Here is a 16,509-nt window from a genome sequence, read left to right as displayed (position 1 = left end):
CGCCGGCTTTTGCTATTCGAAACTTTTGCTCTCAGCTTAGCGGATCAAAAGCTTTGCTTCGTGACGTTTCAGCGCCTTACGAGCTGATTGATAGTTCTCTAGACCATTCTTCAGCTTCAGCTCTGGGAACAGTTCCAGAATTTCGTTGCGCTGACCATTTCCGATACCTTTCAGGCTGTAGTCACCTGGCTGGAAGCTTTCAGTCCAGGAACCGTTCGACAGAACCACTTCGTGGCGTTCAAACATAAAATGGATGTAGGTCGTCTGCATAACGTCGACGCGATGGATACCTTGGCTTCCGACCAAATGTTTTGCTGCCGCCAGCACTTCGCGTTCTTCGAAATACAGCTGCGTCAGGTCGGACGAAACCAGCACACGGTGGTTCGGCGATACCAGCATGTCACGTTCAGGCAGTCCCTGCCCCAATGCGCCTGCCTTGATCAGCACAGGTTTCAGGTGTGGGTTGTTGACCAGCTGTTTGCCGGACATGTCTTTGTGACCCAACCACGCGATTTCCTGAATGCCGTTGTCGCGGGTGATGACGCGATCGCCGACACACAGGTCTTCGACTGGGACTTCGCCGCGGATCGTTGCGATCATGGTACCAGGGGTAAAGCATGGAACGACATTTTCGATTTCCGAGAATGTCATGGTCGACCCATCAAGGAAGGTAACGGTACCGTCCTCTTTGTCGTCGCTGGTGTAGGTGATGAAATCGACGTTCGATCCGGTCAGATCCAGAACGTCTACATCATTGCCATCGACATCTTCGCCGCCGACAACGTTGTCACCGCCTTGACCACCCAAGAAGGTATCATCGCCAAATCCGCCCGACAGATCGTCCGCGCCTTCGCCGCCAACGATGGTATCATCACCTTCGTCGCCCGAAATCACGTCGTCACCTGCGTCGCCGTACAGAACGTCGTTGCTGGCGCCGCCCATGACGGTGTCATTGTCATCACCGCCATAGATCAGGTCGATATTATTGCCGCCCTGAATGGTGTCGTTGCCTTCGTTGCCTTCGATGTAATCATCGCCGCCACCGCCAACGATGCTATCGTCGCCCAGACCACCAAGGATGGTATCATCGCCTGACATGCCATCGATCGTGTCCGCACCAGTGCCGCCATAGATGATATCAGCATCATAGCCGCCCAACAGCGTATCGTTGCCGTCGTCGCCGGAAATGGTGTCGTTACCACCGTTACCGATGATGTAATCGTCACCTTCGCCACCCGAAACGTCGTCATTGCCGTCGCCAGCTTTGATCGTATCGTTACCGGCTTCGCCTAGGATCGTATCGTCGCCAGCATCACCATAAATGACATCATCGCTTTCGCCGCCCAAGATGGTGTCGTTGTCGTCACCACCATAGATAAGGTCGACGTTATTACCGCCCTGAATGGTGTCGTTGCCTTCGTTGCCTTCGATGTAATCATCACCGCCGCCGCCGACGATGCTGTCATCGCCCAAGCCGCCGATCAGAGTGTCATCGCCGGACATACCGTCCATGACGTCAGCGCCGTCACCACCGTAAATGGTGTCAGCGTCATAACCACCGCGCAGGGTGTCATTGCCATCTTCACCAAAGATCGTATCGTTGCCGCCATTACCAATGACAGAGTCGTCGCCGATGCCGCCGTAAACTTCGTCATCGCCAGCGCCTGCAATGATCGTATCGTCGCCTTCGAAACCGTAGATCAGGTCGTCATCACCAACATCACCCGGCAGGATCGCATCGTTGTTGTCGACCATGTCACCTTCTGGGTCACCGATGTAGGTGCTGTCGATGATATCGTTCCCAGCGGTCCCTTCGACCGTACCGTCACGAGGATCTTCGGCGACTGCAACTTTCACTGTTGCGGTGTCTGTCAGACCTTCTTCGTCGGTGATGGTGTAGGTAATGGTCGCTTCACCTTCGAAACCTGCATTCGGCGTAAAGGTAATCGTGCCATCACTGTTAATGTCGACCGAACCATCTGCGGACGACGCGTCAGTCACTGTTAGGTCGTCACCATCAACATCGAAATCGTTCGCCAGTACTTCGATGGTTACGGGCGTTTCGAATTCAGTTTCTGCAACATCATCAACGGCTTCAGGGGCGTCATTAACTGGCGCAACCGAAACAGTCACGGTCGCGGTGTCGGTGTTGCCCGCTGGATCGGTCACTGTGTAGGTGATCGTCGTGTCACCGTTAAAGTTCTCGTCCGGCGTGAAGGTGATGGTGCCATCTGGGTTCACATCGACAGAGCCGTTCGGCGAAGTCGCATCGGTCACGGTCAGAGGCTCGCCCTCTGGATCCACGTCGTTGCCCAGAACATCGATGGTGACAGGTGTGTCCTCATCGGTGGTGGCCGCATCGTCCGCAGCGATTGGCGCATCGTCAACCGGAGTAACCGAAACAGTCACGGTCGCGGTGTCGGTGTTGCCCGCTGGATCGGTCACTGTGTAGGTGATCGTGGTGTCACCGTTAAAGTTCTCGTCCGGGGTGAAGGTGATGGTGCCATCTGGGTTCACATCGACGGTGCCGTTCGGCGAGGTCGCATCGGTCACGGTCAGAGGCTCGCCCTCTGGATCCACGTCGTTGCCCAGAACATCGATGGTGACAGGTGTGTCCTCATCGGTGGTCGCGGTGTCATCAGCCGCGATTGGAGCCTGATTGACCTCTTCGCCAATGATATTTTCGATCTCGGTGAAGGTGATGGTTTCACCTGTCGGCACGCCGTTTGCGTCGACAAAAACAACCGTACCGTCGATACCGTTGCCGTTGCTGTCTGGCGTGACGTTATCCAGATAGAATGGGCCTTTGCCGGTCAGATCCAGTGTGTCGTAATCGTTGCCAGCAGCACCGCCATATACAGTATCACCTGCGCCACCGATGATGTAGTCCGCGTCAGCGCCGCCTTTAATGATGTCGGCTCCCGCGCCACCATCAAGGTAGTCGTCGCCAGCTTCGCCGCCTAGAATATCGTCGCCTTCGCCGCCGAACAGCGCATCGTTATCGTTGCCCAACCAGATTTGGTCGTTGCCAGCGCCGCCATAGGCAACATCATTTCCGTTACCGTCTTCGGATGTGCCGCGGACATCATCGATGATATCATCGCCGTCACCACCCGACATGACGTCGTCGCCGTCACCGCCAATAATGCGGTCATTGCCAGCTTCGCCGTTCAAATGGTCGTTGCCAGCGCCGCCATCAATGTAGTCGTCGTCCAGACCAGTCCAGGCAACATCATCACCCGCGCCGCCGTAAACAACATCGATGCCAATGCCATCGTCAGAGGTGCCTTCAACATCGTCGAACGTATCGTTGCCTTCGCCACCATACATGGTGTCGTTGCCTTCGCCGCCGATCAGGCGGTCGTCGCCTTCGTTCCCTTCGATGATATCGTCGCCGATGCCGCCATCTAGATAGTCATTGCCAGCAACGTCGGACACCAAAACGGTTTCCATGTTAAAGTCGGTCAGAGTAACCGCTTGGTCGGTTGCACCGCCGTTGTCGTAATCAATCACAATCGTCGCAACTGGACCGGCGATGGATACCAAAACGGAACCAGTTTGCGTTGCCGCCGATACGTTGCCTGTATCAATGTCAGCGCCAGAAACAGTGTTGCCCGAAACAACCTGATTTCCGCCAACATCAAAGGTGACAGGCACTTCGTTTCCATCGGCGTCATATGCGCGGATGGTGACGATATCGTTGTGCGTATCGTGCTCTGGACCTAAATCCAGATCGTTGATGCGGAAGGTTACATTTTCGACTTCGTCCGAGTAGCCAGCAGTGTTTGCAGCAAAATCCATGGTCGTGGTCGATGTGTTTGTGACGTTCGATGCCGAACCGCCGTCACCACCGCCGTACAGACGCAGTGCGGTGCCGGTATCAAAGGCTTCGCCGACTTCGGTGTACTGGGTTTGGGTCACGACCTCTGCGGTGGCGTTGTTGCCTTGGCCAGCAAAGTTAAAGGTCGCAGTAACACCGCCGATATCTTGGGTAGCGCCGTTTGGAACAGTGCCGCCAGCAGTATAATCGGTCCAATCCAGAACTGCGTCTTGATGGATAATGTTACCGTTGCTATCGCCGTCACCGATAATGGTGTCGTTGCCGTCGCCGCCCAGAACAACGTCGTTGTTTGCGCCGCCGATCAGCAAATCGTTGCCTTCGTTGCCTTCGATCCAGTCGTCGCCAGCGCCACCGTCGATGGTGTCATCGCCAGGCAACGTGTCGCCAGCCACAACTGCATCAACATCGAAATAAACGTCTGTGATGTTAATCGCGCTGTCGTGATCGTTGATCTGTACGTGAACGATTTCCAATTTGGTGATTGGACCCGCTACGTTGACCAGAACCGAATAATGTGGATCCCAGTCTTCGCCATTGCCGCCGTTCGAATAAGCCGTTTCAGCGTCGCCATTCTGACCATCATAGTCCACGACCGACACGCCGCCGCCAGCCGATAGATCGACCGCAACTTTGTTTCCATCAGCGTCGTAGGCAAAAACTTGCACCGCCGAGCCGTTGTCGACATCGTTAATACGGAAGGAAATGTTCGACACTTCGTCGGCGAAATCCAACGTATGCACGGCGTAATCGCCATTATCACTCAGTTTCGACCCCAAAGAGCTGTGGGCGTCCAACTGTTCCGTGCCGCTGTCGACCGAATGAACCTTTTGTTCGTTCGATTCAAAGGTCACCACCGCGCCACCGTGGTTTACGGTGGTGTTATAGGTTACAGTTGTGCTGCCTGTGTCTTGGGTAAAGGTGCCCAGGATTTCGCCGCCATCAACAGTGCCAGGGCCATCGGTGTCAGGGGCATCCGTCCAGTTAAAGCTTTCGCGAACAGTTTCGGTGCTGCCTTCTGGCGAACCGTAGGCGCCATTGATCGCGTCGCCGATCAGTACGTCGTTGCCGGCGCCGCCCGACAAATCGTCAGAGCCGCCGCCACCGTAGACTTCATCGTTGCCTGCGCCCGCAATCGCAATATCGTCGCCACTGCCAGCAATGATGATATCGTCATCACCGAATTCACCGGACAAAAGCGCATCTAGGTTATCCACCAAATCGCCGTCCGGATCACCGATGTATGTTGCGTCAATGATGTCATCGCCTGCGGTGCCTTCGACAATGCCGTCACCCGTGGGCAGAGGTGCACATTGTACTTCACCGACTTTTACATCGCTGCAATTGTCATATCCGCAAACATCGAACGAGCTAACGGGCTGGTCGCAGGTTACTTTGACGCAACCGTTAATCCATTCATATTTCGCATCGATGACGTCGCCATATGCATCTTTAAAGATGACATCAATTTTGGAACCGCAGTCGGACAGGTTCACGCCGTACAGATTGAACGACACATTATCCACATTGCAGTCAAAATCGACGCTGATCGTGTTAGAGCCATACGACCCCAAATCAACGCAGTTTTCACCGTTGTAGCTGTGTGTGGACGTTGTGTGGGTCGAGGACGTCTTGCAGTCCATCGTGCCCCAATCGCCTTGGTAAGTGTTTGTGCCACCCCACTGGCAGGTCGCCCAATCAAGCGTAAACCAGGTCATCTTTAACTCTCCATTTGCCCACTGTGGTCCGCAGACCATGCAGCGTTAAGACCCGGATGAGTGCCAATGAGGCATACTCAGCCGAACCTAATGCGATCAGGCCCCCGCCCAACCGCAGTTGTTCATTTCAGCAAAAAGGAAACACCCTTTCGCAGACACCAAATATTTGATCGTCATAGCAGCAACGATCATGACCGCCCCATTCGGCCATTTGCCCCCCAGTTTGGGCAGTACCTATGTATCCGAAGGAATATTCTGGAAAAAGGGAAAAATGACCGAAATTTGTCATTTGGGTAAATGGGCTACCACTAACGGATATATATTCAGTTTATGCCGCTACCGTTTTCCGTGCACTGCATTTGTAGTTAAAATTCGATTATTTGCAGAAAAATCCAATGATTACTTGGATTTTTCGCTGCATTGCAACATTCCAGAGTTGTAATCCCACCCTACATTTCGGTCGAGAAATGAAAAACCGCAGACAGGTTACCTTGCGTAATATAAATGCGGCTAAAAAATGTGCGTAACCGTACACTGTTTCCAAGAGCGGAACATTCGGGCGTTTATGGAAAAATTGATCGGAAAAATTGCACGCAATCTGCGCAACACTTGAAACCCGAACGAGAATCAAAATTGCACAAATTCTACATTTGAGGGATTTACTGGTGCCGGTGGAGAGACTCGAACTCTCACGATCCAGGATCGGGGGATTTTGAATCCCCTGCGTCTACCATTCCGCCACACCGGCCAGTGGCGTGTGATCTACACACGGTTTTAGGTGGCGTCAACGGCCAAAGCGACGCTTGACCTATGTTGTTTGTTCGTGGCCTAACGGAACCCAATATTTAAAGGCAGGTTTGATGCTACGAAAACTTTATGATTGGACTTTTTCGCTCGCTGAATCCCGAAATGCACTTTGGGCTTTGGCTTTTGTCTCATTTATCGAATCTTCGGTTTTTCCGATTCCACCAGATGTGTTGATGATTCCGATGATTGTTGCGCGCCCAAACCGCGCATTTCTGATTGCAGCTGTCGCGACCATCTCTTCGGTGCTTGGCGCTTTGCTGGGCTATTACATCGGCTATGGCCTGTATGAATCGGTCGGTCTGCCGATCCTTGAGTTCTACGGCAAAGCTGACTATTTCCTAGAATTCCAACACAAATTCGACAGCTACGGCATATGGGCGGTTCTGGTTGCCGGTGTGACCCCCTTCCCGTTCAAGGTTATTACAATTGCCTCGGGCGTTCTGGGCTTTGCGTTGGTTCCATTCATCGTGTCGGCCATGATCGCGCGTGCGCTGCGTTTCTTTATCGTGGCTGGCCTACTGTGGAAATTTGGCACACCTATTCGTGATTTCATTGAACGCCGTCTTGGTCTTGTCTTTGTGGCGTTCTGCGTGCTTTTGATTGGCGGCTTTTACCTACTAAAGTTCCTATGACACTGACACGCAAACACTACATTCTAATCGCAGCAGGCGGCTCGGCTCTAACCCTGTTCGGGGCAATGGTTATATTCCAAAGGTTTTTGGATTTGCCGCCCTGCGCTATGTGCATTTGGCAACGCTGGCCCCATGCGATTGCCATCGGATTGGGCGTGCTGGCCTATCTAACCCGCGGTTGGATTTTCCCTGCGTTGGGTGCGATCTCTGCGGCGGTGACTGCTGGGATCGGCTTGTATCACTTTGGGGTCGAACACGACTATTGGGAAGGCCCATCATCCTGCACAAGCGGCGGTAGCGGCATTTCTGGAATGTCGACAGCGGATCTACTGTCTGTCGATAGCGGCCCTAAATTAATCATGTGCGATCAAATCAGCTGGGAACTATTCGGTATTTCGATGCCCGGCTGGAACGCCATCGTATCGATCATACTGGTATATTTCTGGATCAAAGCGATCCGCGCGAGTTAAACAAAAGGCCCGCTTAATGCGGGCCTTTTTTATTGTTGCGCGAATTTGTTTTTCTGAATTTCAGACCACGTAACCGTCAAACGATACCCATCCTCTGTCTGGGTTTCATCATCAACGATCCCCTGACCGAACAACCACGCGCGTTTCTTGCCCGCGCTAAACGGCAGATCAATAACCTCTGTCGTGTGGTTCGGGCGCAGTTTGATTGAAATCGCGGCAAGCAGTCGATCCAATCCAGTGCCTTCGATGGCAGAGACCGCAAACAAATCATCGCGGCGGTCGGCCTGCGCTTGAACGGCGTCGGCCTCCTCGGTGTCTAGCACATCAATCTTGTTCCAGACTTCGATCATCGGGGATTCTTCTCCGATACCGAGGCTGTTCAAAATCGCATGGACGTCTTCGGCTTGTTCTTCGGTCTGTTCGTGACTGATGTCGCGCACATGCACGATCAGGTCGGCGTCCAGCACCTCTTCAAGGGTTGCGCGGAACGCAGCAACCAGTTCTGTCGGCAGGTCCGAAATGAACCCCACCGTGTCAGACAAGATTACCTCTTCGCCGCTAGGCAGTTGTACACGCCGCATCGTCGGGTCCAACGTCGCAAAGAGCATGTCTTTGGCAAAAACCTCTGCCCCAGTCAGACGGTTAAACAGAGTCGATTTACCGGCGTTCGTATAGCCAACCAGTGCAACAATCGGAAACGGCACTTTGGCCCGAGACTTGCGGTGCAGTTCGCGGGTTTTGACAACTTTATCCAACTGACGGCGCAGGCGCACGAGTTGTTCATCAATCGCTCGACGGTCAGCCTCGATCTGTGTTTCACCGGGACCACCGACGAAACCCAAACCACCACGCTGTCGTTCAAGGTGGGTCCACGCCCGTACCAATCGCGTCCGCTGGTAAGACAACGCTGCCATTTCGACTTGCAAAACGCCTTCGCGGGTACGTGCGCGATCAGAAAAGATTTCAAGGATCAGACCCGTCCGATCCAAAATCTTAACACCCCACTCTTTTTCAAGGTTCCGCTGCTGGACGGGGCTTAGGTGGCTATCGACCAGAACCAGTTCAAGTTCTTCAAATTTGAACTTCAGCCTCAGCTCTTCGATTTTGCCGGAGCCAAACAACATGCCCGGCTGCACTTTGGGCAGTGGAACAATGTCTGATCCTATGATCGTCAACGCGGGCAAAGCAGCCGCTAGTGAAATAGCTTCTTCTAACGCTGGGCCAGCGGCACGGCGATCACGGTCACTGCGAATATCGGGATGCAGCACCCAAGCCCGCGTCGCGGGCCGTTCAGTTTCGAGAGTCAATTATTCTTCGCCATCGTATAGGCTGATCGGAGCAGCCGGCATGATGGTCGAAATAGCGCTTTTGTAAACCAGCTGCGATTTTCCATCGCGGCGCAGAAGTACGCAAAAGCTATCGAACCAGGTAATGTCACCCTGAAGTTTGACACCGTTCACCAGAAAGATTGTCACAGATACCTTTGCTTTGCGCACATGGTTCAGAAAGGCATCCTGAAGGTTCTGCTTGTCGGCCGCCATTATCGTTATCCTTTATTCTTGTGGCCGCGGACCGGCCCTATCGATACGCCCACTATGTCCAACGTAATCCAGAGTTTCCAGCCCAAAAATCAGAGATTTGCTGTGCTTATTTGCGCCAGAAGTCCGGATTGAACAGAGCAATGATCGCCAAAGCCTCGAGCCGGCCTACGATCATGCCCACGGCAAGGATCGTTTTCGCCATAGGCGGCACGCCCGAAATCGAAATCGGGGCCTCGGCAGCGGTTTCAACCAATGGGCCAGTATTCGACAAAACCGCGACGGCCAGAACCATGGCATTTTCAAACTGAACACCCGTCAACGATAGCGCAACGATCACCGCAATAATCGACAGCGCAAACAGCATGAAAAAAACCCAGGAGATTTGCGCGCCCTGACGACGAATGCGGCGTGCCTCTTGGCCGGAACCACCGACGGAAGACGGATGAACCAGTTTTTCCAGTTCGCGTTCGGAATGACGGAATAACGCGTAAACGCGTAGCAGTTTCACCCCGCCAGCCGTCGTCGCAATACCACCGCCAATCAAAGACAGACCAACCAACATCAAACCAGGCGTTGATAGGTTCGACCAATCGGTGACGGCGCCCCATGCTTTGGACTCAAAACCAGTGGTGGTCAGGAAAGACAATGTGGTGAACAGCCCGCCCCACAAAGCGCGCATCCCGTCCATCATCCCCGTTGTTGTTTCCTCTTCCACGACACCGGCAAAATGGCGCAGATATAATACTGTCGGCACCAAGATGATGAGGATAAGCGCCATTTGCAATTCTGGGTCACGCCAGATTTTACCTTTTTGCTGATCAACGGTGTCCTGACTGAATGTCAGGCGCGACACAGCAAAGAACATAAAGCAAAAAATCAGAACCTCGCCCCAAATCCCGCTTTCTGCCCAATATAGCCCGCCAACAGGCGAAATACCCGACGTGGACAGGGTCGCCATCGCGTGGCAAAGCGCAACAAACGGCGTATCGCCTGCGATCATCAACCCGAGCCACAGAGTGAAGGTCAAACCGACATAGATCGGGGTGAATTTCACAGCATATTTGCTCAGCCGTTCAGATGTATCCGCGACGCGCGCGATTTGGACAAAGCTTTGGATAATGCGGCTGCGGTTGCCCGCGCTGCGAACCTCGAACCCGCCAAGGTTCATTGGCGCGAGGATCGCAATGGCGGCGATCCACACGAACAAACCACCCAGCCACCCAACGATGGATCGCCACAAATGCAGCGACGCATTCACACGCCAAGGGCTGTCATACAACGTCGATCCTGTCGTCGTAAAATCGGACACCATTTCAAACCACGCATCGAAGAACGACGTTCGACCGTGCGCTTCGTGGAAAGGGATCGCCAAAAGAACCGGCAATAATGCGAATGAAAATATCAGCGTGATAAAGTGGCTACGCGCAACGCGGCGCGGAGATCTATCCAACGTCGACATCGCGATAAGCGAACACAATATCAGTGTCAGTATTGCGCCATAGAAAAAGGTCCGCGCGATGTGAAACTCTTGGTTCCCAAGCGCATGAGCCGCAGGACCAATCATGGCCAAGCCGGAAATGCCCATCAAAAGCACGAAAAATGGCAGTGATGTAATCCGCTTGATCATTAGAAATAGTCGATCGCAACCTGAAGCAATTGTTCAACGGCTGGTACTTCTTTGGCCATTGCGAAAATCGCGACGATATCGCCCTCTTCGATCCGCAGATCACCTTTGGGTTTCAGGTATTTCCGTTCGCGATAGATACCGCCGATCAATACGCCTTCGGGGAACCCAATGTCGCGGATGCGTTCGCCGGAAATAGGCGATGTGCCTAGAACGTGGGCTTCGATCAATTCGGCTTCGGCATCACCGATGGAATATACAGCGCGCACTCGACCATGGCGAATGTGGCGCAAGATCGAAGATACGGTGGTTGCCCGCGGGTTGATGTAGGCATCAATATCCAATGGACCCATCAATGGCACCAAAGTCGGGTCGTTGGTTAAACAGATCGACATTTTCGCGCCCAATGATTTAGCGCGCACACCAACCAGCATGTTGGTTTTATCATCGTCTGTCACTGCCAAAATAGCGTCGGCGCTGCCAACGTTTGCCTCTTCTAACAGGCCGGAATTCAGACCGTCACCGTGCAACACGATGGTCCGTTCCAAGGCATCCGCAGCGATTTCAGCCTGTTCGCGGTTTTTCTCGATAACTTTTACGCGGACGCGGTCTGTGCGGCTTTCGAGTTCTTTGGCAACAGCCAAACCAACGTTGCCGCCGCCGATCACAATGACCCGCTCTTGCTTTTTGTTGTTCTTACCAAAGACCTCTAGCGTACGGTTCACATCTTCGAGACGCGAAAAGACATAGACATCATCACCAGGGAATATCTGGTCGGCAGGTGACGGCGCAAACAACGTGCCTTCGCGGCGAATACCGACAACGATGGCTTGAAGTGTGGAAAACAGGTCGGTCAATTGGCGAAGCGGCGTGTTGATAACCGGACAATCATCACCAATCGTAATCCCCAACATCTGGGCACGACCGTCAAAGAAATTTTCCGTATCAAACGCAGCGGGCGAGGCAAGCCGCTGTAACGCGGCCTCTGCGACTTCGCGTTCTGGGCTGATCACAACATCAATTGGCATGTGATCGCGGCGGTACAAGTCTGAATACAGCGCGGTCAGGTAACTTTGCGCACGAAGGCGTGCAATTTTACGTTGAACGGCAAAAACAGAGTGGGCTACCTGACAGGTCACCATATTGACCTCATCCGAATGGGTTGCGGCGATGATCATATCGGCATCACGCGCCCCTGCCCGATCCAGCACATCCGGATAAGACGCGTGACCAGACACACCATTCACGTCCAGCGTTTCGGTCGCGCGGCGCACCAATTCAGGGTTGTTGTCGACAACTGTCACGTCGTTCCGTTCCGAAGACAGGTGGCGCGCAATTTGCCAACCAACCTGACCCGCGCCGCAAATAATGACTTTCATCTTAATCCTGCCGGTTCGTAACAATCAGCTAACAAGTGGCAGAACGGCGACAAAGCGTCAATCGCAGCTTATTGACATTAAACCAGAAGTCGCCGCATGATGTTCGCGTTATACGTGCAAGAAGTACGACAATTCTTTATTTAGTAAAAATTTTTAGGTGAACCATGTCGGAAAGTTTTCGTGCAAATGTATTGTCCACTGGCCGTATTGGCCAAAAAATGCGTACCCGCACCCAATTATTGGCCGCAACGCGCGAATTAATGGCGAAAGGTGAATCTATCTCAGTGTCCCGCGTCGCCAATCACGCGAATATTTCAACCGCGACGGCGTATCGGTATTTTCCAGACCCAGAAACGATGAAGTTAGAAGCAGTTATGTTTCACGACATCGACGATAAGCAAAATTTGCTGGAAATATTTGAAAAACGGGTATCGCCCGCGATGACAGTTAAAGATCGTTTGCTTTTGGCGCACCAAATCATGATTGATTTCGTCCGCGAAAATGAAACGGGCTACCGGTTGTGTTTGGCCAAAGGGCAAGAACAAGCCGCGATTAACGAGAACCCGACGCAAGTGTCATCGCCCATATCGGCCTATCGCATGGCGATCATTGAACAGGCTGTTTCCCGTCTGCGCGGACGGTTTGGTGGTGCGTACAAGGATCTGTGCTGCACCTTGGCCTGTGCCTGTGGGCCAGAGGCCTACCTGACGCTACGCGACGCTTGTAATCACAGCCACGAACAGGCCGCGCAAACCAGCGCCAAAGCGCTGGGTTTGCTGATCGAAGCGATGGAAATTTAGGCCTTACCTAATTCCGCAACGCGGTTTCCTGATTTATTCGTGGTCACAACACCTAACGATTTCAGTTTACGGTGCAGCGCGGAACGTTCCATCCCGACAAACGCGGCCGTTCGGCTAATGTTGCCTCCGAAACGGTTAATCTGCGTCAGCAGGTATTCCCGTTCGAACAATTCCCGTGCTTCGCGAAGTGGCAAGGTCGCCAAAGCACCAGACAGGACAACGCGTCCCTCTTCGCTAGGGGCTTCTTCAGAGCTGGGTAGCTCTTTGGCGCTGATTGGTTCGTCGCTATCGCCCAAAATCAAAACGCGTTCGACCACGTTTTTCAGCTGACGAACGTTGCCGGGCCAAACCATGGTTTCCAACATTGCGCGGGCATCCTCGGCCAATTCACGCAAGGGCAGACCTTGGGTTTGGTTAAACATTGCGATGAAATGTTCGGCCAACATCGGGATGTCTTCGCGGCGTTCTTCGAGCGCTGGAATATCAATCGGAACCACATTCAAACGGTGATACAGTTCCTGACGGAAATTACCCGCGTCGATTTCCGCCTCTAGATCGCAATTTGTCGAACTGATGACTCTGAGGTCGACCTCGATCTGTTCGGTCCCGCCGACGCGGTTGAATTTCTGATCGACCAGCACCCGTAGGATTTTCGACTGCGTCCCGAGAGGCATATCAGCGATCTCATCGAAATAGATGACGCCGCCATTGGCCTGTTCCAATAGACCAAGCTCTACGCCGTTTTCTGCGCTTTCGCGGCCAAACAGCACCTGTTCCATATTATCAGGGTCAATCGATGCAGAGGTCACAACAACGAAAGGCGCGGTGGCGCGGTTCGAATTGGCGTGGATATAGCGGGCGGCGACCTCTTTGCCGACGCCAGGACCGCCCGTCAGCATGACGCGGCCATTCGATTTTGTGACCTTGTCCAGATTGGATTTCATGATGCGAAACGCGGCGCTATCACCCAGCATTTCACCAACCGGACCATCCGCACGGCGTAGTTCCTGATTTTCGCGACGCAAACGCGATGTTTCCATGGCGCGTTTAATGACGACTAACAGCTGGTCGATATTGAACGGCTTTTCAATGAAATCATACGCGCCTTGTTTGATGGCAGCGACAGCGATTTCAATATTACCGTGGCCTGAAATGATCACGATTGGGATTTCGGGATGTTCCTTTTTGACCTTCGTCAAAATGTCGATCCCATCCATGTGGCTGTCTTTGAGCCAAATGTCCAAAATCATCAGCGCGGGTTTTTCTTTGGCAATTTCGCCCATGCATTCGTCTGCATTTGCGGCCAAGCGCGTGGTGTAACCTTCGTCTTTCAGAATGTCCGAAATCAGTTCGCGGATATCGCGTTCGTCATCTGTGATCAGGATATCAGTCATAAGGCCCTCATGCTGGTACTATCTGTGCGGCCTGATCTACAGGCGTTACAGGAATTGTTATGACGGCTTTGGCCCCAACATGAGACGCGTCATCAAATGGGTCTGCGTCTTCTAGGTGGAGCGTTCCGCCATGTTCTTCTAGGATTTTCTTAACGATAGGCAGCCCTAGTCCTGTGCCCTTTTCACGGGTGGTCACATAGGGTTCGAACAGCCGCGTCCGATCTTCGGGTAGGCCGATGCCATTGTCAGAAATCGTAATCATTGCCCGATCATCCATACGCGTCATGCTGACACGAATTTCAGGGGAAAAATTCGAGTTTTGTCTTTCTTTTCGCGTCTCGATCGCTTCGCCGGCGTTTTTCACCAAATTGGTCAACGCCTGCCCGATCATGGCCGCATCAACATCAGCTGCAAATGGACCGTCGCCCATGTGGCTACGAATGATAACACCGGGCTGACCTGCCTCTTGCAACGTAACAATATCGCGCAAAATCACACCCAGATCATGAATGACCTTTTGTGGTTCAGGCATACGCGCAAATTTCGAAAATTCATCAACGATGCGCCGCAAGTCATTGGTTTGACGCACAATAACTTCGGTCATTTGTTCTAAGACTTCCGAGTCATCGCCTAGCTTTGGCGCGAACTTTCGTTTGATCCGTTCGGCGGACAATTGGATTGGCGTCAAAGGATTCTTGATCTCGTGTGCGATACGGCGGGCCACGTCTCCCCACGCCGCTGTCCGCTGCGCAGTCACCAAATCAGTTACGTCGTCGAATGCAACAACATAGCCTTCTAACAAACCGTCGCTGTTGCGACGCGTGCCCATACGTACAAGCAACGTTTCTTGTTTACCTGACCGGATCAGATTGACCTGATCCTGAACCACTTCGCGGCTTTCGTCGCGCAGCAATGTCAAAAGGTCAGAAAATTCGGGCACAGCCACAGACAGAGCGACGTTTTGCTGCCCACTATGCATATCCAGCAATCGTTGGGCGGATCTGTTCACGAACGTGATGTGACCTTCTGGGTCCAAACCAACAACGCCAGACGTGATCGAGGTAAGCACGGAATCGAACAAACGGCGGCGTTCTTCAATTTGATGCGTGTTTTCCAACAATGTATCGCGCTGCGCTTTAAGTTGGGACGTCATCTTGTTGAAATCACGTCCCAAAATGGCGATTTCATCGTCACCCGTGATCTCAGGAACACGCACGTTCAAATCACCTTCGCCGACGCGGTGCGCCGCAGTCACCAACCGCCCGACAGGACGCGCCAATCGTTCAGCGAACCATAGACCCAGCCAGATCGCCGCAAGGATAAGGATCACAGCAAATCCCAAATACAGCAGGCCGAATTCAAACAGTAATCGACCGCGCTCGCTCTCTAGCTGGTTATACAGCGTGACCGTCTGTTCCGTTTCATCCAGCAGGTTCAACACATCACCATCAACCGCGCGGCTGACGTAAAGATAACGATCTAAAAAACTCTCTAACGGAATAACGATCCGAAATTCGTTGTTATCCCAGTCTTCGATAATCAACACGCCGTACTCATCGGCCAATGCGATCTGATCAGGTGTTAGGCGTTCTAGATCGAACTCATATGATCCAACGGCGCGGGCGCGGTAATCCCCTGCACTATCAATCACAAACGCTTCGGTAAGCGATCTGTCGATGGTTGCCTGAACTGCGGCCAATGCCTCGCGGACTTCGCCATCGGTCATAAAGGGCGTTTTTTGCCGCTCTAGGTTAATATAGGCGGCCAGCGCCATACCATCGCGGGTCAATTCACGGCGGTGTTCGTCTTTATAGGCCTGCGCAGCTGCCAACGAACTGTTTAGAACCGTGCCCACACGTTGCGAAAACCATCCCTCTAGGCCCATGTTGATAGACAGCACAGCAAAAACCGCGACCAAAACCGTCGGAATCAGCGCAAGTAAGGCAAATACGCCCGTCAAACGCAGGTGGAGCCTAGAGCCAGCCGAACGCGCACGCCGCGCGGATACCATCTTTGCAACGCGCTGCATGACCAGCGCAGCGACAACGGTAATGTAAATAAAATCGGCCAACAAAGTCAGGCGCAGGACATTATCGCTTGCGCCCTGATCTAATGGCCCCAAAACAACAAACGTCAGCGCAACCAGAACTGGCCCTAGGATCACAAGACCCAAAGTCGCCGCGTTCTGGACGATGCGCTTTCGCCGCCAACGGTTGAACCGCGCAGCCCATGATCCCAGCAGGGAATGGTACACTCGTTCGTCCTGTACTTTTCGGGTCTTTGCCCGATACCGCCTTTATATCGCG

Annotated in this window: 10 protein-coding genes and 1 tRNA gene; 3 read left to right on the top strand and 8 right to left on the bottom strand. The window is 53.1% G+C overall.

The window, feature by feature from the left end; genetic code table 11:
- Positions 1–36 precede the first annotated feature (36 nt).
- Together BVC71_RS15535 and BVC71_RS04885 are read right to left on the bottom strand one after the other, a co-directional pair.
- Positions 37–5,556 (bottom strand): Ig-like domain-containing protein, encoded by a 5,520-nt coding sequence (locus BVC71_RS15535; RefSeq protein ID WP_106408217.1) that lies wholly within the window; start codon positions 5,554–5,556, stop codon positions 37–39.
- A gap of 663 nt (positions 5,557–6,219) precedes the next feature.
- A tRNA-Leu gene (locus tag BVC71_RS04885) sits at positions 6,220–6,304 on the bottom strand.
- Positions 6,305–6,416: 112 nt separating this feature from the next.
- Here BVC71_RS04885 and BVC71_RS04880 point away from each other — a divergent pair.
- The gene (locus tag BVC71_RS04880; RefSeq protein WP_086450468.1) at positions 6,417–6,995 is read left to right on the top strand and encodes a YqaA family protein; all 579 of its coding nucleotides are present in this window, start codon (positions 6,417–6,419) and stop codon (positions 6,993–6,995) included.
- Entirely contained in the window at positions 6,992–7,465 is a 474-nt protein-coding gene (locus tag BVC71_RS04875; RefSeq protein ID WP_086450467.1) for a disulfide bond formation protein B, read from the top strand. The genes BVC71_RS04880 and BVC71_RS04875 overlap by 4 nt, the downstream gene beginning before the upstream one ends.
- Before the next feature lie 29 nt (positions 7,466–7,494).
- On the opposite strand, the gene hflX is transcribed toward BVC71_RS04875, so the two are convergent.
- From hflX to trkA, 4 genes are all read right to left on the bottom strand, one after another.
- A complete protein-coding gene (gene hflX / locus BVC71_RS04870) occupies positions 7,495–8,772 on the bottom strand; it encodes a GTPase HflX (protein ID WP_240516777.1) in 1,278 nt (425 codons plus the stop codon).
- Positions 8,773–9,006, bottom strand: a complete 234-nt coding sequence (gene hfq, locus BVC71_RS04865; RefSeq protein WP_086450465.1) for an RNA chaperone Hfq — start codon at positions 9,004–9,006, stop codon at positions 8,773–8,775.
- A 106-nt stretch (positions 9,007–9,112) separates the two neighbouring features.
- The gene (locus tag BVC71_RS04860; RefSeq protein ID WP_086450464.1) at positions 9,113–10,633 is read right to left on the bottom strand and encodes a TrkH family potassium uptake protein; all 1,521 of its coding nucleotides are present in this window, start codon (positions 10,631–10,633) and stop codon (positions 9,113–9,115) included.
- A complete protein-coding gene (gene trkA, locus BVC71_RS04855; protein ID WP_086450463.1) occupies positions 10,633–12,009 on the bottom strand; it encodes a Trk system potassium transporter TrkA in 1,377 nt (458 codons plus the stop codon). The genes BVC71_RS04860 and trkA overlap by 1 nt, the downstream gene beginning before the upstream one ends.
- Before the next feature lie 164 nt (positions 12,010–12,173).
- On the opposite strand from trkA, the gene BVC71_RS04850 reads away from it, so the two are divergent.
- The gene (locus tag BVC71_RS04850; protein ID WP_086450462.1) at positions 12,174–12,809 is read left to right on the top strand and encodes a TetR/AcrR family transcriptional regulator; all 636 of its coding nucleotides are present in this window, start codon (positions 12,174–12,176) and stop codon (positions 12,807–12,809) included.
- Here the strand turns inward: BVC71_RS04850 and ntrX are convergent.
- Positions 12,806–14,203: a nitrogen assimilation response regulator NtrX gene (gene ntrX / locus BVC71_RS04845; protein ID WP_086450461.1), complete on the bottom strand. Its 1,398-nt coding sequence runs from the start codon at positions 14,201–14,203 to the stop codon at positions 12,806–12,808. The two genes, BVC71_RS04850 and ntrX, sit on opposite strands and share 4 nt — an antisense overlap.
- Positions 14,204–14,210: 7 nt before the next feature.
- A complete protein-coding gene (locus tag BVC71_RS04840; protein WP_240516776.1) occupies positions 14,211–16,457 on the bottom strand; it encodes a sensor histidine kinase NtrY-like in 2,247 nt (748 codons plus the stop codon).
- Positions 16,458–16,509: the final 52 nt, after the last annotated feature.

Origin of the sequence: Marivivens niveibacter (assembly GCF_002150005.2) — a bacterium.
Taxonomy (GTDB): domain Bacteria; phylum Pseudomonadota; class Alphaproteobacteria; order Rhodobacterales; family Rhodobacteraceae; genus Marivivens; species Marivivens niveibacter.
Note: the sequence above shows the minus strand (reverse complement) of the source record. Positions and strands in the feature narration are given on the sequence as shown.